15 protein-coding genes and 1 pseudogene are annotated in these 18294 nt (G+C 67.4%); 12 read left to right on the forward strand and 4 right to left on the reverse strand.

Annotated elements, in window-relative coordinates; genetic code table 11:
- Together AYJ57_RS07400 and AYJ57_RS07405 are read left to right on the forward strand one after the other, a co-directional pair.
- Positions 1 to 603 carry an HD domain-containing protein gene (locus AYJ57_RS07400; RefSeq protein ID WP_083191179.1) on the forward strand — a complete coding sequence of 201 codons (603 nt, stop codon included), beginning with the start codon at positions 1 to 3 and terminating at the stop codon, positions 601 to 603.
- Between the two features lie 47 nt (positions 604 to 650).
- Entirely contained in the window at positions 651 to 1088 is a 438-nt protein-coding gene (locus AYJ57_RS07405; protein WP_066103304.1) for a GNAT family N-acetyltransferase, read from the forward strand.
- A gap of 6 nt (positions 1089 to 1094) precedes the next feature.
- On the opposite strand, the gene AYJ57_RS07410 is transcribed toward AYJ57_RS07405, so the two are convergent.
- The 3 genes and pseudogenes from AYJ57_RS07410 to AYJ57_RS07420 all read right to left on the reverse strand — a co-directional run bounded on the left by AYJ57_RS07410 (position 1095) and on the right by AYJ57_RS07420 (position 2894).
- Positions 1095 to 1418 carry a hypothetical protein gene (locus AYJ57_RS07410; RefSeq protein ID WP_066103307.1) on the reverse strand — a complete coding sequence of 108 codons (324 nt, stop codon included), beginning with the start codon at positions 1416 to 1418 and terminating at the stop codon, positions 1095 to 1097.
- A 217-nt stretch (positions 1419 to 1635) separates the two neighbouring features.
- Positions 1636 to 2210: pseudogene (locus tag AYJ57_RS07415) on the reverse strand (ActR/PrrA/RegA family redox response regulator transcription factor).
- A 66-nt stretch (positions 2211 to 2276) separates the two neighbouring features.
- Positions 2277 to 2894 carry an SCO family protein gene (locus tag AYJ57_RS07420; protein ID WP_066103309.1) on the reverse strand — a complete coding sequence of 206 codons (618 nt, stop codon included), beginning with the start codon at positions 2892 to 2894 and terminating at the stop codon, positions 2277 to 2279.
- Positions 2895 to 3012: 118 nt separating this feature from the next.
- Here AYJ57_RS07420 and regB point away from each other — a divergent pair, with 118 nt between their 5' ends.
- The 8 genes from regB (at position 3013) to trxA (ending at position 14864) form a co-directional block, all read left to right on the forward strand.
- Entirely contained in the window at positions 3013 to 4416 is a 1404-nt protein-coding gene (gene regB, locus AYJ57_RS07425) for a sensor histidine kinase RegB (protein ID WP_066103312.1), read from the forward strand.
- A gap of 107 nt (positions 4417 to 4523) precedes the next feature.
- Positions 4524 to 6017 carry a PAS-domain containing protein gene (locus AYJ57_RS07430; protein ID WP_066103315.1) on the forward strand — a complete coding sequence of 498 codons (1494 nt, stop codon included), beginning with the start codon at positions 4524 to 4526 and terminating at the stop codon, positions 6015 to 6017.
- Positions 6018 to 6065: 48 nt separating this feature from the next.
- Entirely contained in the window at positions 6066 to 6530 is a 465-nt protein-coding gene (gene tsaE, locus AYJ57_RS07435; RefSeq protein WP_066103318.1) for a tRNA (adenosine(37)-N6)-threonylcarbamoyltransferase complex ATPase subunit type 1 TsaE, read from the forward strand.
- On the forward strand, positions 6523 to 7479 hold the full coding sequence (locus AYJ57_RS07440) for an aminoglycoside phosphotransferase family protein (protein ID WP_066103324.1): 957 nt from the start codon (positions 6523 to 6525) through the stop codon (positions 7477 to 7479). Before tsaE ends, AYJ57_RS07440 begins: the two co-directional genes overlap by 8 nt.
- Positions 7479 to 8153, forward strand: coding sequence for a nucleotidyltransferase family protein (locus AYJ57_RS07445; protein ID WP_066103327.1), 675 nt, complete (start codon positions 7479 to 7481; stop codon positions 8151 to 8153). Before AYJ57_RS07440 ends, AYJ57_RS07445 begins: the two co-directional genes overlap by 1 nt.
- A 22-nt stretch (positions 8154 to 8175) precedes the next feature.
- Positions 8176 to 11106, forward strand: a complete 2931-nt coding sequence (addB, locus tag AYJ57_RS07450; protein ID WP_066106830.1) for a double-strand break repair protein AddB — start codon at positions 8176 to 8178, stop codon at positions 11104 to 11106.
- Entirely contained in the window at positions 11103 to 14474 is a 3372-nt protein-coding gene (addA, locus tag AYJ57_RS07455; protein WP_066103329.1) for a double-strand break repair helicase AddA, read from the forward strand. The genes addB and addA overlap by 4 nt, the downstream gene beginning before the upstream one ends.
- A 69-nt stretch (positions 14475 to 14543) precedes the next feature.
- Positions 14544 to 14864: a thioredoxin gene (gene trxA / locus AYJ57_RS07460; protein ID WP_066103331.1), complete on the forward strand. Its 321-nt coding sequence runs from the start codon at positions 14544 to 14546 to the stop codon at positions 14862 to 14864.
- Between the two features lie 278 nt (positions 14865 to 15142).
- On the opposite strand, the gene AYJ57_RS07465 is transcribed toward trxA, so the two are convergent.
- Entirely contained in the window at positions 15143 to 16117 is a 975-nt protein-coding gene (locus AYJ57_RS07465; RefSeq protein WP_066103334.1) for an aminoglycoside phosphotransferase family protein, read from the reverse strand.
- Between the two features lie 94 nt (positions 16118 to 16211).
- Between AYJ57_RS07465 and hslV the strand changes: the two genes are divergently transcribed.
- Positions 16212 to 16769, forward strand: a complete 558-nt coding sequence (hslV, locus tag AYJ57_RS07470; RefSeq protein ID WP_066103337.1) for an ATP-dependent protease subunit HslV — start codon at positions 16212 to 16214, stop codon at positions 16767 to 16769.
- 34 nt (positions 16770 to 16803) lie between these two features.
- Positions 16804 to 18111 (forward strand): ATP-dependent protease ATPase subunit HslU, encoded by a 1308-nt coding sequence (hslU, locus tag AYJ57_RS07475; protein ID WP_066103340.1) that lies wholly within the window; start codon positions 16804 to 16806, stop codon positions 18109 to 18111.
- The last annotated feature ends 183 nt before the right edge of the window (positions 18112 to 18294 follow it).

Below are 18294 nucleotides of genomic sequence, written 5' to 3' on the forward strand. Positions count from 1 at the left end.
ATGCCCCCCAAATCCAAACAGCCCCGCGCCTGGCAGCGCATGCTCTCGGGCCGCCGCCTCGATCTGCTCGATCCCACGCCGGTGGACATCGAGATCGAGGACATCGCCCATGGCCTCGCCTTCGTGGCGCGCTGGAACGGCCAGACCCACGGCGACTACCCCTATTCCGTGGCCGAGCATTCGCTGCTGGTCGAGACCCTGTTCTGCCGCCTCTGCCCCAATGCGACGCCTGTCGAAAAGCTCTTTGCGCTGCTGCATGACGCGCCGGAGTATGTCATCGGCGACATGATCTCGCCGGTGAAGGCGGCGGTGGGGCCGGGTTACAAGGAGCTCGACAAGCGGCTCCAGGCGGCGATCCACCTGCGCTTCGGCCTGCCATCGGCGCCGACGCTGCGGCTCAAGAGGCAGATCAAAAAGGCCGACAACGTCTCGGCCTGGATGGAGGCGGTGCAAATCGCCGGGTTTTCCGAAGCCGAGGCGTCGCGCTTTTTCAAACGCCCGGATGCGGATCTGATCGCGGGGCTCGACATTCACCTGCGCCCGCCGGTCGAGGTGCGCCGCGCCTATACCGCGCGCCACGCAGAATTGCTGGCCGAGCTGTGAGCGCTCCGGCCTCTGTCCGCCGCGCCGGTGCGCTGGACGCACGGCCCATGGCTGAGCTGCTGAACGAGGTGATCGCGCAGGGCGGTACAACCGCGATGACACGGCCCGTCACCGGAGCGGAGCTGCGCGCTTGGATGCAGACCGAGCGCGCCATTTGGCACATCGCCGAGGATACGAGCGGCGCGCTTCTGGGCTTTCAAAGGGTCGAGCCGCACCCCAAGCATGGCGCGTATGTGGCGCAGATCGCCAGCTTCGCGCGTCCGGGCCGCACGCGGCTCGGCATCGGCTCGGCGCTCTTCGAGGCGACACGGGCCGCCTGCCGCGCCGCCGGATACCGCTGGATCAACGCCGAGATCCGCGCCGACAACGAAGGCGGGCTGATCTACTATCAAAGCCGGGGATTCGAGACATACGGCCACATTCGAGACTATCGTCTCGACGACGGCACGTGTGTCGACAAGCTGCTCAAGCGCTACGACCTTTGAGCCCGATCACTCCGGTTCCAGATCGGCGCGCACCCCCGGCGGCGGCTGCGGCACAAGCACCAGCGCCCCACCTGCCGAAATGACGCAGCTCATCTCGTCGCTGCGCGTCAGCAAAAGCGTGTAGCCGCCGCTGTCCTCCGAGCCCCAAAGCTCGAAGAGTGTTTCGGGCGATTGCAAACCAAACGCGATCTGACGCTCGCCGAACTCGCTTTTCAGCCGCTCCACCAGCGCCGCACGCGGCAGGCAGCTTGGCACCTGCGCCTCGCCCATGGGTGGGCCCAGCGCCGCCGCGCCGAAGATCAGACTTGCGGTGAACAGACGTTTGTACATGGGGTCCTCCTTCCCGCCGGAAGGAGCGCCGCCAGTGCCGGTGTCCGACCGGCTTCACATGTCGGGAATGCTTTATCTTACCACAAGTGAAGAGAAAAATCGCCACACATCGGATCGAGCCGCGACACGACTTCGTGTCTCGCTCAAACCGCTTCGGCAGCCCCTTCCTCTTGGCAAAAATATCCCTGCCGGAGGCAGCGCCCAAAGGGCGCTTTCCTCACTTCGGCGAGCGTTTCGCGAGAATGCGCTGCAGCGTCCGGCGGTGCATGTTGAGCCGCCGCGCGGTTTCCGAGACGTTGCGGTCGCAAAGCTCATAGACCCGCTGGATGTGCTCCCAACGCACCCGGTCGGCGCTCATCGGGTTCTCGGGGGGGGCGGCAGGTCGTCGCCCTTGGACAGCAGCGCATTGGTGATGTCGGTGGCGTCGGCGGGTTTCGACAGATAGTCGGTGGCGCCGATCTTCACCGCGGCCACGGCGGTGGCGATGTTACCATAGCCGGTCAGCACCACGATGCGGCTGTCGGGGCGGCGCTCGCGCAGCACTTCCACCACGTCGAGCCCATTGCCGTCCTCCAGCCGCAGGTCGATCACCGCATAGGCTGGCGGTCGGGCGGTGGCGATGGCCTTGCCCCCGGCCACGGTTTCGGCGGTTTCGACCTCGAAGCCGCGTTTCTCCATGGCTTTGGCGAGACGCTTGAGGAAAGGCTCGTCGTCATCGACAAGCAACAGCGAGCGATCGTCGCCCAGATCGTCTTGTGAAAGTTCCGCCACGGCGGCCCCCGTGTTATCCATCGGCAAATATCGCCGTATGAGAATTTCTCTTATCCCGCCCGAGGGATGCGGTCAAACCAAGGCGGCTCACATGTGGTCGATAAAGCACGCGGCCCGCTCGGAGAGCTGCTCCGGCGTCACGTCGCGGCGGACATAATCGACAAAGCCTTCCCCCGGCAGCACGAGGTAGGTGAAGGCCGAATGGTCGACGAGATAGAACTCTTCGTCGGGGTCGTTGATCTTGTAATAGACCCTATAGGCCTTGGCCGCCGCATCGACCTGCTCTGGCGTGCCGCTCAGGCCGATCATCTTGTCGTGGAAGTTGGTGACATAATCGCCCATCACTTCGGGCGTGTCGCGCGCCGGATCGAGGGTGATCATCGCGGGGGTCACCGAATAGCCCGCTTCGGCCAGAAGATCCGTCGCCTCGGCGTTGCGCGCATTGTCCATCGGGCAGACGTCCGGGCAGAAGGTATAGCCGAAATAGAGCAGCGTCGGCTCGGTGATCACATCGGCATCGCTCACCGTCTCTCCGGCTGCGTTCAACAGTTCGAACGGCCCGCCGATGTCGCCCGCCACGGCCCCGGCGCGGCACTGCGCGAAACGGTCGTCGCCGCGGCCCCATTGCGTGGCGACCCACATTCCGGCGCTCAGCGCGATAAGCCCGCCAGCGGCGGCGATGGCGACGATCGGTGCGGTTTTCATGTGGCCTCCCTGAACGATCCCGTCCCGGCGGCAAAGCCCGGACCCCGGGATCGCATTGCAAATCCCCGCCTCAGACCTAACAATTGCCGGCAGAGGATCAAGACACGAAAGCAAGGGCATGAGCCAGACCGACCTGAACGAACCCGGGCAGGCGCTGCTCTGGACCGAAGAGCGCAGCACCTTCATCCGCCTGCGCACGATGATCCTGCTGCGCTGGGTGGCGATCTGCGGCCAGATTGCCGCGCTGGTGGTGGCGCAGTCGATCTATGACCTGCAGCTGCCGCTGGGCCTGTGCTACGTCGCGGTGGGCATCTCGGTGATCGGCAACCTCGTCGCCAGCCTGATCTTTCCAGAAACCAAACGCCTGTCGGAAGCCGAGAACTTCCTGATGGTGATGTTCGATCTGCTGCAGCTGTGCTTCCTGCTCTATCTCACCGGCGGGCTGAACAACCCTTTCTCGGTGATGGTGCTGGGGCCGGTGACCGTCTCTGCGGTGATGCTGTCGCTGCGCTCGACCATCGTGCTCAACGTCACCGCCTTTGTGCTGATCTCGGGCATGGTCTTTGCCAATGTGCCGCTGCACACATTCGACGGGCAGGTGCTGCAGATCCCCGATCTCTTCGTCTTTGGCCAATGGGTCGCCATCGCCATCGCGCTGGTGTTCCTGTCGGTCTATTCGCGCCGAGTCACCACCGAGATGAACGCCATGTCCGACGCGCTCAATGCCACGCAGATGGCGCTGTCACGGCAGCAAAAGCTTAACGATCTGGGCGGCGTGGTCGCCGCTGCCGCGCATGAACTGGGCACGCCGCTGGCCACCATCAAACTGACCTCGGCGGAACTGATCGATGATCTCGACGACCGACCGGACCTGCAGGAAGACGCGCGGTTGATCCGCGAGCAGGCCGACCGCTGCCGCGACATCCTGCGGTCCATGGGCCGCGCCGGGAAGGACGATCTGCACCTGCGCAGCGCGCCGCTGAGCGAAGTGCTGCGCGAGGCCGCCGAGCCGCATGAGAACCGCGGCAAGACCATCGAGCTTGAGCAGATCACCGGCACCGAGGGGCCGATGCCGCAGGTGCTGCGCCGCCCCGAGGTGATCCACGGGCTGCGCAACCTCGTGCAGAATGCGGTGGATTTCGCCCGCAGCCGGGTCTGGATCGAGACCGGCTGGAACGAGCGCAGCATCACCGTGCGGATTATCGACGACGGGCCGGGCTACCCGCCGCATCTGCTTGGCCGCATTGGCGAGCCGATGATCCGCCGCCGCCGCTCGGAGGCCGAGCGCAAGGCGCGGCCCGAGTATGAGGGCATGGGGCTCGGGCTGTTCATCGCCAAGACACTGCTGGAACGCTCCGGCGCGGAACTGAGCTTTGCCAATGCCTCCGATCCCAATGCCCCCGAGCCGCCCGGTACCCGCCGCGGAGCCGTGGTCGAACTGGTCTGGCCGCGTGAGGTGATCGTTGTGCCTGAGCAGGACCTCGGCGCGATGCTTGGCGAGAACCCCGTGTTCGAGCCTTGAGGCCTGCGGCAGCGGCTCTGAACCGGCGTCATATCCGCCGAGAATTAACGGGTTATTAACCAATCTTCCCATAGGCATAGGGGACGACCTGCCTTGAGGAGATCGTCATGACCCCGTCCGTCGCATTGGCCATCGGACTCGGTGCCGGAGGCGCGGCCTTCCTCGGCTCACTCCTGCTGCCCAAATCGCGGCGTGCGAGTGACGTTGACCCGATCGCCAGAAACAGCGCCGACACGGAAATCCTGCTTGTGGACGGCCAAGTCGCCGATATGACCGGCGCGGCGCGGCAGATGCTCGACTGCGAGCCGAACGAGGATCTGGACTGGCCCACGCTGATCCGGCACCTCGAGCCGGTCTTCGGCCCATTGCCGGAGCAGCCGCCGCACACACCGGCCAGCGTCGACTCGCCGCTCTTCCCCGAGGCGCGGCTCTCCATGTTCCCCGCCAAGGATTCCCTGCGGCTTTCGGTGCAGGCGGATTACCTCGCCGCCGGGCATCAAATCCGTCTGCGGCTCGATCAGGCGGAAATGCTTCGGCTGCGGCGCGCCATGGCGCTTGTGCCCTGCCCGATCTGGCAGAGCGACACATTGGGTCAGGTCAGTTGGTTCAATCCCGCCTATGAGGATGTCTGCGCTCAGATCGGCACCGCGCCCGATGGTCCCGCGCCCTTCGAGCTTGCCGCCCCCGATGGCAGCGACACGCGCCGCAGCCGCACTGCCGTCGGTCCGCGCGGCGACCGCGCGCAGCTTTGGTACGAGGTGCAATCGCACCGCACCTGCGACGGCTGGCTGCATGTGGCGACGAATATCGACGCGGTCATTCATTCCGAGGTCACCCAGCGCAACTTTCTACAGACCCTCACCCGCATCTTCGCGCATCTGCCGATCGGCCTTGCGGTGTTTGACCGCGAGCGCCGGCTGGCGCTGTTCAACCCGGCCCTGATCGATCTTGTGCATCTCGAGGCCGAGTTTCTCAGCACCCGGCCCAATTTGATGAGCTTCTTCGACGCGCTGCGCGAGGGGCGCATGATGCCCGAGCCGAAGAACTACCAAAGCTGGCGCGAACATCTTTCCGAGGTGATCGCCGCCGCCGCCTCGGATCTTTACGTCGAAACATGGGAATTGCCCTCCGGCCTGACCTACCGGATCACCGGGCGCCCGCATCCCGACGGTGGCATCGCCTTCCTGTTCGAAGACATCAGCTCCGAGATCTCGCTCACCCGGCGCTTCCGGCGCGAGATCGAACAGGCGCATTCGGTGCTCGATCAGTTCGAAGATGCGGTCGCGGTCTTCTCCGATCACGGCACCCTCAGCCTGTGCAATGCCGCCTACCGCACGCTTTGGGACGATGACCCCGACAGCCGTGTCGCCGATCTTTCGGTGGCCGAGGCGACCGCGCGCTGGCAGGCGCTCTGCGCGCCCAGCCCGGTCTGGGGCGACATTCGCGATTTCGTCCTCTGCCTGCGCGAACGCGCGCCATGGGAAGCCCACCTTCGGCTGTATACCGGGGGCGGCCTGCTGTGCCGCGTCGCGCCGATGGCCGGCGGTGCGACGCTGGTCCGCTTTACCCCCGAGGACACCGGCGCCGCCGCGCCCGCCTAACCTCTGGATGTCGCTTGCGCGTGCGGCTGGCGAAGGTATCTTCGCGCCATGACGACCCGCGCCCTGTCCCTGCCCTCTTCCGACGCAACCTGCGCGCTGGCCGCCTCGCTTGCGCCGCGCCTGCGTCCCGGCGACGTGCTGCTGCTCGACGGCGGCATCGGCGCCGGAAAAACCCATTTCGCCCGCTGCCTGATCCAGTCGCTGCAGGAGGATCCCGAGGATGTGCCCTCGCCCACCTTCACGCTGGTGCAGGTCTACGACGTCCCCACGGGTGAGCTCTGGCACACCGATCTCTATCGCCTCTCCGACCCCGACCAAGTGGTCGAACTGGGTCTCACCGAGGCCTTCGAAGAAGCGATCTGCCTCGTCGAATGGCCCGACCGGCTGGAGGACCTGACCCCCAAGGCCGCGCTGTCGCTCAGCTTCGAGGTCACCGGCGACGACAGCCGCCGGGTGACGCTGAGCTGGCAAGACCCGCGCTGGGATGCGCTGCTGGAGGCTCTCGATGCGTGATTTCCTGCGCGCCGCCGGGTGGGAGGCTGCCGCGGCGCAGCCGCTCGCCGGGGATGCTTCGACCCGCCGCTACACGCGCCTCTCGATGGGCGGGCAAACCGCCATCCTGATGCAAGACCCCGACGGCGACGTGGCGCTCTTTGCGCGGCTCGCGCGGCACCTCACCTCGCTCGGGCTGAGCGCGCCGCAGGTTCTGGCCGAAGCCCCCGGGCTGCTGCTGCTCGAAGACCTTGGCGACGGTCTCATCGCCCGGCTCGCCACCGATCCGCAGAGCGAAAAGCGGCTCTATCTCTGCGCAACCGACGCGCTGATCGCCCTGCACCGCCACGCAGCCCCCGCCGATCTTCCGGTGGCGGATGCGGCGCATCTGTCGGGCATCACCGATCTGGCCTTCGACGTTTACGCCGCCCGCGCTGGCGCGCCCGTCGATGCCGCCGTCCGCGATGCCGCCATCGCCTGCCTGCGCGCGCTGATCGAGACCCACGCGCCAGAGACCGAAGTGATGATCTTGCGCGACTATCACGCCGAGAACATCCTCTGGCTGCCCGACCGCGACGGTGCCGCCCGCGCTGGCCTGCTGGACTTTCAGGACGCGCTGCAGGGGCACCGCGCCTATGATCTGATCTCGCTGATCGAGGACGCGCGGCGAGATGTCTCGGAAGACACCGCCCATGCCTGCATTCGTCACTATATCGCGGAAACCGGCACGCCCGAGGCGCCCTTCCGCACCGCGCTGGCGCTGCTGGGGGCGCAGCGCAATCTGCGCATCCTCGGCGTTTTCGCGCGGCTGGCGCAGGTCCGCCGCAAACCCCATTACATCGACTTGATCCCCCGGGTCTGGGCGCATCTGCAGACCGATCTGGCGCATCCCGCGCTGACCGAGTTGCGCGCCCGTCTGGCGCCGCTGCCCGCGCCGACCCCTGCGATCCTCGAAAGGCTGAAATCCTGATGCCTGACGCCGTCATGCTCTTTGCCGCGGGTTTCGGCACCCGCATGGGTGCGCTGACCGCGGACCGTCCGAAACCGCTGATCGACGTGGCCGGAAAGCCGCTGCTCGATCACGCGCTGGCGCTCTGCGCGCATCTGCCGACCCGCGTGGTCAACGCCCATTACCGCGCCGAACAGGTCGAGGCGCATCTCGCCGGGACAGGCGTGCACGTCTCTGTCGAGCGGCCCGACATCCTCGACACCGGCGGCGGGCTGCGCCACGCGCTGCCGCTGCTGGGGCAGGATCCGGTCTTCACGCTCAACACCGATGCGGTCTGGGCCGGGCCGAACCCGCTGCGCCTGCTGGCCGAGGCGTGGGATCCCGCGCGCATGGACGCGCTGCTGCTCTGCGTGCCGCTGGGGCAGGCCGTGGGCCGCAAGGGCGGCGGCGATTTCACCATTTCCGGCGACGGGCATCTCAGCCGCACGGGCGATCACGTCTACACCGGCGGGCAAATCCTCAAGACCGAGCTGCTTGCCGAGATCCCCGAGGATGTCTTTTCGCTGAACCTGCTGTGGAACCGGATGAACGAAGCGGGCCGCCTGCACGGGCTGAGCTATCCCGGCCATTGGGCCGACGTCGGCCACCCCGAGGGCATCACCCTCGCCGAAGAGATGCTGGCCCGATATGTCTAAGCCTGCCATGTCTGAACCCGCCTTGTTCGAGCCTATTGAGGGACCCCGCGTCTATGGCCTTGCCTGCGGCGTCGACTTCCCTGCCGCGCTGGTCGCCGGGCTGCGTGCCCGCATGGCGGGCCGCCCGCCCGAGGAGATGGCCAAGGTCGAACTGATCCTCAACACCAGCCGCATGGCGCGGCGGGTGAAGGCGATCTTCGATCAGGGCCCCGCGACCTTGCTGCCGCGCATCCGGCTGCTGACAGACATGGCCGACCCCGCCGCCCTGCGCGATCTGCCTGCGCCAGTGCCGCCGCTAAGGCGCAGGCTGGAGCTGACGGGACTGGTGTCGAAACTGCTCGACGCCCAGCCCGATCTCGCCCCCCGCGCCGCGCTTTTCGATCTGGCCGACAGTCTCGCGACGCTGATGGACGAGATGCAGGACGAGGGCGTCTCGCCCGACGAGATCGCCGCGCTGGACGTCAGCGACGAGTCCGGCCACTGGCAGCGCGCGCTCAGCTTCCTGAACATCGTGCAGCGCTATTTCGAGCAGGGCGAGGAAGCGCCCGACACCATCGCGTTCCGCCGATATGCGCTGGAACAGAGACTGAAAAGCTGGGAAGAGCGCCCGCCCGAGCACCCGATCATCCTTGCCGGGTCCACCGGCTCGCGCGGGGGCACTCACCGGCTGATGTGCGCGGTCTCGAAACTGCCGCAGGGCGCGCTGGTGCTGCCGGGCTATGATTTCGACATGCCGGGCCCCGTTTGGGGCGGGCTGACCGACGCGCTTTCCGGCGAGGACCACCCGCAGTTCCGCTTTGCCCGGCTGCTGCACGAGCTGGCGCTCGATCCCACCACCCTGCCCCATTGGGAGGGCACCAAGCCCCCCAGCCCCGCGCGCAACAAGCTGGTCTCGCTCGCGCTTCGCCCCGCGCCGGTCACCGATCAATGGCGCTCGGAAGGCGTGCATCTGCCCGATCTGCCCGAGGCGACACAGGATGTGACCCTGCTCGAGGCCAATTCGAAGCGCGAAGAGGCGATGGCCATCGCCCTGCGCCTGCGGCAGGCCGCCGAGGACGGCGTGACCGCCGCGCTGATCACCCCCGACCGGATGCTGACGCGGCAGGTGACTGCCGCGCTCGACCGTTGGGACATCCTGCCCGACGACAGCGCCGGCATTCCGCTGCAGCTGACCCCGCCGGGGCGCTTTCTGCGGCAGGTGGCGGCGCTGTTCCAGCGCGACCTCACCGCCGAGAGCCTGCTGTCGCTGCTCAAGCACCCGCTGACCCACAGCGGCTCGGAGCGCAACAACCACCTGCGCGCCACGCGAGAGCTGGAACTGCATATCCGTGACCAAAGCTGGCCCTTCCCGCAGGCGCATCTGATCACCGCATGGGGCGAGGCCGCGGGCTTTCCGGACTGGGCCGCCTGGGTCGCCGAAACCTTCTGCCATCCGCCGGTGAGCGGCAAGCGCGCGCTGGCCGATTGGCTGGCGCATCACCGCGAGCGGGCCGAGGCGATCGCGGCGGGTCCCGAGATGGGCGAGTCGGAGCTTTGGAAAGAAGGCGCGGGTCGCAAGGCGCGGCAGGTGGTCGAAACGCTCGAAGGCGAGGCCGCCCATGGCACCGACCTGTCGGCGCGCGACTATGCCGACCTCTTTGGCGCGGTGCTGGGACAGGGCGAGCTGCGCGACCGCGACGCGCCGCATCCGCGCATCCTGATCTGGGGCACGCTCGAGGCGCGCGTGATGGGCGCCGACCTGCTGATCCTCGGCGGGCTGAACGAGGGCAGCTGGCCGGAAATCCCCGGCGCAGACCCTTGGCTCAATCGCCGGATGCGGCACAAGGCGGGTCTTTTGCTGCCCGAGCGGCGCATCGGTCTGGCCGCGCATGACTTCCAGCAGGCGGTGGCGGCGAAAGAGGTCTGGCTGACCCGCGCGCTGAAATCCGACGATGCCGAGACGGTGCCCGCGCGCTGGGTCAACCGCATGATGAACCTGATGAACGGCCTGCCCGCCCGCCACGGCCCCGAGGCGCTGAAAGACATGCAAAAGCGCGGTCGCCACTGGCTGGCGCTGGCGCGGCAGGTCGAAGCGCCGATCAGAACGCCCTCCGCCGCCCGCCCCTCGCCGGTGCCGCCGGTCGCGGCGCGTCCGCGCCAGCTGTCGGTCACCGAGATCAAGACGCTGATCCGCGACCCCTATTCGATCTACGCCAAGCGCGTGCTGCGGCTGCGCCCGCTCAACCCGCTGCAACGCGCGCCCGATGCGCTGCTGCGGGGCATCCTCATTCATCAGGTGTTCGAGGAATACGTGCGCGAAACCGTCTCTGATCCGGGGCTCCTGAGCCCTGACGCGCTGCGCACCAAGGCGGCGGAGGTGATCGGCGATCCCGAGGTGCTGCCCTTCCCGGTCACCCGCCACGTCTGGCAGGCACGCATCGGGCGCATCGCCGAGTGGTTTGTGCGGACAGAAAAGGCCCGGCAGGCGCTCGCCCGCCCGGTGCATTTCGAGGTGCGCGGCAGCAGCGACATCCCGGCGCTTGGCTTCACGCTCAAGGGCACCGCCGACCGCATCGACATCGACGAGCGCGGCAACGCGCATCTTTACGACTATAAGACCGGCGCCGCCCCCACCGCCGCGCAGCAAAAGAACTTCGACAAACAGTTGCTGCTCGAAGCCGCCATGGTCGAGCGCGGTGCCTTCGAGAATCTGCACCCGCGCCATGCCGAACGCGCCGTGTTCGTGTCTGTATCGGCCAATCCGAACGAGGTGGAGGCGCCGCTGGACGAAGTGCCGCCGCAGAAGGTCTGGGCGCAGTTCGAGACCCTGATGGGCCGCTGGTTCGAGCCCGATCGCGGCTATACCGCCCGCGCCGCCATGCTCAGCGAGAATGATTTTTCCAACTATGACCACCTCTCGCGCTTCGGCGAATGGGATGTGATCGACGCCGCCGAACGGGAGATGCTGGAATGAGCCGCAACGAGGCCAGCGAAAAGCAGGTTGAGGCGGCCCGCCCGGATGCCTCCACATGGCTCGCCGCCAACGCGGGCTCGGGCAAGACCCGCGTGCTCACCGACCGGGTGGCGCGGCTGCTGCTCGACGAGGTGCTGCCCGAGCACATCCTGTGCCTGACCTACACCAAGGCCGCCGCCACCGAGATGCAGAACCGCCTGTTCCGCCGCCTCGGCGCTTGGGCGATGCTGGACGACGATGCGCTGATCGCCGAGCTGCGGCAACTGGGGCTGGAAGGCGCGCTGCCGCCCGAACGGCTGCGGCAGGCGCGCACACTCTTTGCCCGCGCCATCGAGACCCCCGGCGGCTTGCGCATCCAGACCATCCACTCGTTCTGTGCGAGCCTTTTGCGGCGCTTTCCGCTCGAGGCCGGGGTCTCGCCGCAGTTCACCGAGATGGAGGACCGCTCGGCCGAGATGCTGCGCGCCGAGGTGCTGGAACGCATGGCCGAGCGGCACGCGCCGCTGGTCGAGGCGATGGCGCCGTTCCTTGGCGAAGAGCCTGAATCGCTGCTGGCCGAGCTCTGCTCGCGCAAAGCCGCCTTCCTGCCGCCGCGCGAGCCTCAGGACATCCGCGCGCTCTACGGCCTGCCCGAAGAGATGGACGAAGACGACGTGCTGTCGCAGGTCTTTCTGGGCAGCGAAAGCGATCTGATCGCCCGCGTGCTGCCGATCCTCAAGGCCGGGAAAAGCACCGACCAGACCGCCGCGAAGAAGCTGGAGCGTTTCACCGGACCGGACGTGCCGGGGATGCTGGCGCTGGAGGACGCGCTTCTGACGCAGAAGGGCACGGTCAGCAGCCGCATGGCCACCAAGGCCAGCAAGGAGGCGATGGGCCCCGACTGGCCAAAGCTGGAACAACTCGCCGAGCGGGTCGAAAGCGCACGCGAGAGCCGCCTCGCCTTTGATGCGGTGAAGCGCGAGATCACCCTGCACCGTTTCGCGCAGGTCTTCCTGCCCGAGTACGAGCAGGAGAAAATGCTGCGCGGCTGGCTCGATTTCGACGATCTGGTGATCCGCGCCCGTGACCTTCTGGCCGACGACCGGGTCGCCGATTGGGTGCTCTACCGGCTCGACGGCGGCATCGACCATATTCTCGTGGACGAGGCGCAGGACACCAGCCCGGTGCAATGGCAGGTGATCGAGCGGCTCGCCCGTGAGTTCACCGCAGGGGAAGGCGCGCGCGGCGACGTGCGGCGGACCATCTTTGTGGTGGGCGACAAGAAACAGTCGATCTACTCGTTCCAGGGCGCCGACCCGCGCGAGTTCGACCGCATGTGCGACGATTTCGCCGAACGGTTGAAGGACACCGGCGCGCCGCTCTCGCGCATGATGCTGGAGTATTCCTTCCGCTCCGCCGGGCCGGTGCTGAAGCTGGTAGATGCCACCTTCGAAGGGCGCGAAGAGTCGGGGTTTTCCCCGGATCAGAGACATAAGGCGTTCAAATCCGAGATGCCGGGCCGGGTCGATGTCTGGCCGCATATCTCGCCGGTGAAGGACGAAGAGGACGACACCGAGTGGTTCGAGCCGGTGGACCGCATCGGCGCGCAGCATCACACGGTGGTGCTGGCCAATCGCATCGCCGGGTTCATCGCCGACACCATCGGCACACCGCTGCCAGTCGAGATCGGCTTTTCTGGGGAATATAAGGCCCGCCCGGCCCATGCGGGCGATTTCCTGATCCTCGTGCGCCGCCGCGGCACGCTCTTTACCGAGATCATCCGCGCCATCAAGGCGCGCGGCCTGCCCATCGCCGGGGCCGACCGGCTGAAGGTCATGTCGGAACTGGCGGTGAAGGACATCGGCGCGCTGCTCGCCTTCCTCGCCACGCCCGAGGATGATCTCTCGCTCGCCACCGCGCTGCGCTCGCCGCTCTTTGGGCTGACCGAGAAGGCGCTTTTCGACCTCGCCCACACTCGCAAGCCGGGCAGCTACCTCTGGGTCGCGCTGCGTGAGCGGCGCGAGGAGTTTCCCGCCGTGCTGCAGGTGATGGACGACCTGCTCGGCAAGACCGACTTCCTGCGCCCCTATGATCTGATCGAACGCATCCTCACCCGTCACCGCGGGCGGCAGAAGCTGCTCGGGCGTTTGGGCGAAGAGGCCGAGGACGGGATCAACGCGCTCTTGCAACAGGCGCTGGCCTTCGAGCAGAGCACCGTGCCCTCGCTCACCGGGTTTCTCGAATGGATGCAGTCCGACGATCTCGAGATCAAACGCGCCCCCGACAGCGCCGGGGCCCGCATCCGGGTCATGACGGTGCATGGCTCCAAGGGCCTCGAGGCGCCGATCGTCATCCTGCCCGACTGCGCCCAGCCCACCAAGACCATCCGCGAGCGCCTGCTGCCCTCGGGCGAGGGTGAGGCGTCGGGCATGGTCTGGCAATCCAGCGCCGCGTCGCAGCCGCAGGTGCAATCCGAGGCGCTCGACCGCGCCAAGGCCGCCGCCGAGCGCGAGCGGGATCGGCTGCTCTACGTCGCGCTCACCCGCGCCGAGAAATGGCTGGTGGTGGCCGCCGCCGGCAACCTCGGCAAGGACGGCAGCGCGTGGTTCGATCAGGTGCAACAGGGCATGGAGCGCGCCGGGGCCGAGACCACCGGCTACGATTTCGGCCGCTGGGGCACGGGCGAGGGTCTGCGGCTCGGTCAGGCCGACTGGTCCCACCTGCCCTTCGAGCGCGTCGAGGCGCAGGTGCCGGTGCTGCCGGATCTGCCGCCGCATCTGAGCGTCCCGGCACAGAAACCGGATCCCCTGCCCGAAAGCCGCTCGCCCTCGGACCTCGGCGGCGCCAAGGCACTGTCGGGCATGGAGGGGCTCGACGAGGAAGAAGCCAAGCTGCGCGGCACGGTGCTGCACCTGCTGCTCGAACATCTTGCGCCGCTGCCCGAGGCCGCCCGCGCCGAAGCGCTGCCGCATGTGCTGACCCTCGCCGAAGAGTTGCCCGAAGACACAGAGAGCGTCGCCGCAGAAGCGCTCGCCGTGCTCGCCGCCCCGGCGCTGCGCGCGATCTTCGAGGGCGAGGCGCTGGCCGAAGTGCCGATATCTGCCGAAATAGAGCCTGTGGGCCGCATCCATGGCGTCATCGACCGGTTGCTGGTCACACCCGAGAAGGTGATCGCGCTCGACTTCAAATCGAACCGCACCGTGCCCGGCGCCGCAGCGGATGTGCCCGACGGGCTGCTGCGCCAGATGGGGGCCTATGCCGCCGCCTTGACGCAGGTCTTTCCCGGGCGCAGCATCGAGACCGGGCTGATCTGGACCGCGACGCAGGAGCTGATGGTCCTGCCACACGATCTTGTGTCTGCCGCCCTCGCCAGAACTACGCCAACTTGACGACTCCCCGGGGCGTGCCTACCTTCGCGCTCCGAGCGATAAAGCTGCCAAACCCGCAAGGAGACCCCAATGGCCACCGTCCCCGTCACCGACGCGACCTTCGACGAAGAAGTGAAGAACTCCGACATCCCCGTTGTGGTGGATTTCTGGGCCGAGTGGTGCGGCCCCTGCAAGCAGATCGGCCCGGCTCTGGAAGAGCTGGCCGCCGAGTATGAAGGCAAGATCAAGGTTGCCAAGGTCGACGTCGACCAGAACCCCAACACCGCCGCAATGATGGGCGTGCGCGGCATCCCCGCGCTGTTCATCTTCAAGGACGGTCAGGTGATCTCGAACCGCGCCGGCGCGGCCCCCAAGGCCTCGCTGCAGAGCTGGATCAACGAGTCGATCTAAGCCGTCCCGGCACTCTGAGATAGAAAATGCGCCTCCCAAGCGGGGGCGCATTTTTCTTTGGACTGGATCCAAAGGAGAGCGAGCGCCTGCCCGTGGGGTGGCGCTGCAGCCTCCGAGGTCTGCGCTTTATCCCGGCCAAGCCCGGACGATCTTCGAGCCTCTAGCGAGGACAGCAAAGCGCCAGCCCGCGGGGACGGCGTCGTCCATCGAGCTTGAACCGATGGCGCCACAATGAACGACCGCTCGCCCGGCGGCCTTCGGCCTTGATTCCGGGCCGATCAGCGCCCGAACACCCGCGCCGCCAGCGCCTGCACCCCGGCCCATCGCCGCGCCTGCGCCACCCCGCGATCCTCGGCGCGCGCGGGAAGCCCCCACCATTCCGCCAGCACCCGGTTGCGCAGCAAAAGCTGCACCGAAGGGTCATCTGAGCCCACCAGCCCGTAACCCTCGAAGAACCCCGCCAGCGCTGCGTCGGGCAGCACTTCGCCCGCCGCAATAGCCTCCTTCGGCGTATGCAGAATGGCGTAATCGGTCAGCAGCCGCGCGATGTCATGGCCCACCGGCACCACGCGCCCGCCAGCAAAGTCGAGCCCCCAGCAGCGCGTCTCGTCCAGCACGAGGTTGCGCATGTGCAGATCGCCATGGGTCTGCGCGGTCAGCGTCTGCCTCCCCTCAAAACGCGCCTGCTCTGCGCAGAGAGCCTCGGCGCAGGCAAGAAAGCGCTCCGGCTTACCCACCTGCCGCGCGCCCGTGGCCACCTCCTCCATCACCGTACCCAGAAAGCGGATCGTGTGCTTGGGCTGGAACACGCGCGCCTCGCCCGGCAGCGCGCGGTGATAGCTGCCAAGCCACGCCCCGGCCCGCCGCAACAGCGCCGCCTGCCGCGCCAGCGGCGCGCCCTCCAGCAGCGTCGAAAGCGGCTCTGCGGCGACATAGTCCATCACGCTCGCCTGCGCCTCGAGATCGACCGCCAGCACCGCGGGCACCCCCTCGGCAAAGCCCTCCTGCGCGGCCAGATGCGCGGCGATCTGCGTCTCGAACTTGTCTGGATCGACCGGCCGCGCCTGATGTTTCAGCACCAGTTGCCTCCCGTCCGGCCCGATCATCCGTAACAGCACCCGTGCCACCCGCGCATCCTCGCGCCGGGCCAGCGGCACCGCGCGCCACGCAGCGGGAGACAGCCCGATCTGTTCGGCAAGAGACGGCCACTGCGCCAGCGCCGCCGCCGCCAAATCCCCCGCGATCATTCCCATTCCGTGCCCCCTGCGTTATCTGCCCCCACAACGGCAGCGCCTTGCGAGGGGAAGTTCCAGCCCCCATATGGCGCCCAGCATGAAAGGAAAGACAATGTCCGATCAGGAATTTCCGGGCTGGCACGGCACCACGATCATCGGCGTCCGCAAGGGCGGCAAGGTGGTCGTCGCGGGTGACGGGCAGGTGAGCCTCGGCCAGACCGTCATCAAGGGCACCGCGCGCAAGGTGCGCCGCATCGCCCCCGGCGGTCACGAGGTGGTTTGCGGCTTTGCAGGCTCCACCGCCGATGCCTTCACCCTGCTCGAGCGGCTGGAAGGTAAGCTCGAACAGTCGCCCGGCCAGATGCAGCGCGCCTGCGTCGAACTGGCCAAGGACTGGCGCACCGACAAATACCTGCAAAAGCTCGAGGCGATGCTGATCGTCACCGACGGCAAGGATCTCTACGTGATCACTGGCGCCGGCGACGTGCTCGAACCCGAGCATGACATCGCCGCCATCGGCTCGGGCGGCAATTTCGCGCTCGCCGCCGCGCGCGGGCTCTACGCCTATGAAGACGACGCCGAGACGATTGCCCGCACCGCCATGGCCATCGCCTCCGACATCTGCGTCTACACCAACGGCAAGCTGACCGTTGAAACCATTTCGGCCTGAAACAGAGCCTGAGACAGAGCCTGAAAGGACGACCATGACAGACCTGACCCCCCGCGAGATCGTGTCAGAACTCGACCGCTTCATCATCGGCCAGAAGGACGCCAAGCGCGCCGTGGCCGTGGCGCTGCGCAACCGCTGGCGCCGCAAGCAGCTCTCGGCCGACCTGCGCGACGAAGTCTATCCCAAGAACATCCTGATGATCGGGCCGACCGGCGTCGGCAAGACCGAGATCTCGCGCCGCCTCGCCAAGCTGGCGCGCGCGCCCTTCATCAAGGTCGAGGCCACCAAGTTTACCGAGGTTGGCTACGTTGGCCGCGACGTCGAGCAGATCATCCGTGATCTCATGGATGCCGCCATCGCCCAGACCCGCGAATGGATGCGCGAGGACGTGAAGGCTGCGGCGCATAAGAACGCCGAGGAGCGCGTGCTGTCGGCCATCGCCGGTGAGGACGCCCGCGAGGGCACCCGCGAGATGTTCCGCAAGAAGCTGAAGACCGGCGAGCTCGACGACACGGTGATCGAGCTTGACGTGGCCGAGACCGCCTCGCCCTTCTCGGGCATGGAGATCCCCGGCCAGCCCGGCCAGAACATGGGGATGATGAACCTCGGCGACATCTTCGGCAAAGCCTTCGGCGGGCGCACCACGCGCAAGAAGATGACCGTGGCGGAGAGCTACGAGGTGCTGATCAGCGAAGAGGCCGACAAGCTGCTCGACGACGAGCAGGTGAAGCTGGCCGCGCTGGAGGCGGTGGAGCAGAACGGCATCGTCTTCCTCGACGAGATCGACAAGGTCACCGCGCGGCAGGAAGCCCGCGGCGGCGACGTCAGCCGCGAGGGCGTGCAGCGCGACCTGCTGCCGCTGATCGAGGGCACCACCGTCAGCACCAAGCACGGCCCGGTGAAGACCGACCACATCCTCTTCATCGCCTCGGGCGCCTTCCACATCGCGAAGCCGTCGGACCTGCTGCCCGAACTGCAGGGCCGCCTGCCGATCCGAGTGAACCTGCGGGCGCTCACCGAGGAAGACTTCGTGCGCATCCTCACCGAGACCGACAACGCACTGACGCGCCAGTACACCGCGCTCATGGCCACCGAGAAGGTCACCGTCACCTTCACCGAAGGCGGCATCAGCGCGCTGGCAAAGATCGCCGCGGAGGTCAACGAGAGCGTCGAGAACATCGGCGCGCGGCGGCTCTACACGGTGATGGAACGGGTGTTCGAGGAGCTGAGCTTCGCCGCCCCCGACCAGCCGGACACGGAAGTGACCGTGGACGAAGTCTTCGTCGAGAAACACCTCGGCGAGCTGACCCGCTCGACCGACCTCAGCCGCTACGTGCTGTAAGACAGGCGCGCGGGGGCCCGCCCCCCGCGTCGCGCCTATCAGTGGGGGGCCAGCCCCCCACACCCCCCGGCGTATTTTCAAAGAGAAGAAGCAGGGCGCGGTCCTTCCTTCTTCTCTTTTTCAAATACGCCCGCCGGAGGCGTCCGGCCTCTACCGCATCTCCCCGGCGGCGGGTATGTTCGC

Origin of the sequence: Salipiger sp. CCB-MM3, from assembly GCF_001687105.1 — a bacterium.
Taxonomy (GTDB): Bacteria; Pseudomonadota; Alphaproteobacteria; order Rhodobacterales; family Rhodobacteraceae; genus Salipiger.

Coding starts and splice junctions, on each gene's coding strand:
- AYJ57_RS07400 (WP_083191179.1), top strand. CDS start 1: ATGCCCCCCAAATCCAAACAGCCCCGCGCCTGGCAGCGCATGCTCTCG.
- AYJ57_RS07405 (WP_066103304.1), top strand. CDS start 651: ATGGCTGAGCTGCTGAACGAGGTGATCGCGCAGGGCGGTACAACCGCG.
- AYJ57_RS07410 (WP_066103307.1), bottom strand. CDS start 1,418: ATGTACAAACGTCTGTTCACCGCAAGTCTGATCTTCGGCGCGGCGGCG.
- AYJ57_RS07420 (WP_066103309.1), bottom strand. CDS start 2,894: ATGAAAACCGCACCGATCGTCGCCATCGCCGCCGCTGGCGGGCTTATC.
- regB (WP_066103312.1), top strand. CDS start 3,013: ATGAGCCAGACCGACCTGAACGAACCCGGGCAGGCGCTGCTCTGGACC.
- AYJ57_RS07430 (WP_066103315.1), top strand. CDS start 4,524: ATGACCCCGTCCGTCGCATTGGCCATCGGACTCGGTGCCGGAGGCGCG.
- tsaE (WP_066103318.1), top strand. CDS start 6,066: ATGACGACCCGCGCCCTGTCCCTGCCCTCTTCCGACGCAACCTGCGCG.
- AYJ57_RS07440 (WP_066103324.1), top strand. CDS start 6,523: ATGCGTGATTTCCTGCGCGCCGCCGGGTGGGAGGCTGCCGCGGCGCAG.
- AYJ57_RS07445 (WP_066103327.1), top strand. CDS start 7,479: ATGCCTGACGCCGTCATGCTCTTTGCCGCGGGTTTCGGCACCCGCATG.
- addA (WP_066103329.1), top strand. CDS start 11,103: ATGAGCCGCAACGAGGCCAGCGAAAAGCAGGTTGAGGCGGCCCGCCCG.
- trxA (WP_066103331.1), top strand. CDS start 14,544: ATGGCCACCGTCCCCGTCACCGACGCGACCTTCGACGAAGAAGTGAAG.
- AYJ57_RS07465 (WP_066103334.1), bottom strand. CDS start 16,117: ATGGGAATGATCGCGGGGGATTTGGCGGCGGCGGCGCTGGCGCAGTGG.
- hslV (WP_066103337.1), top strand. CDS start 16,212: ATGTCCGATCAGGAATTTCCGGGCTGGCACGGCACCACGATCATCGGC.
- hslU (WP_066103340.1), top strand. CDS start 16,804: ATGACAGACCTGACCCCCCGCGAGATCGTGTCAGAACTCGACCGCTTC.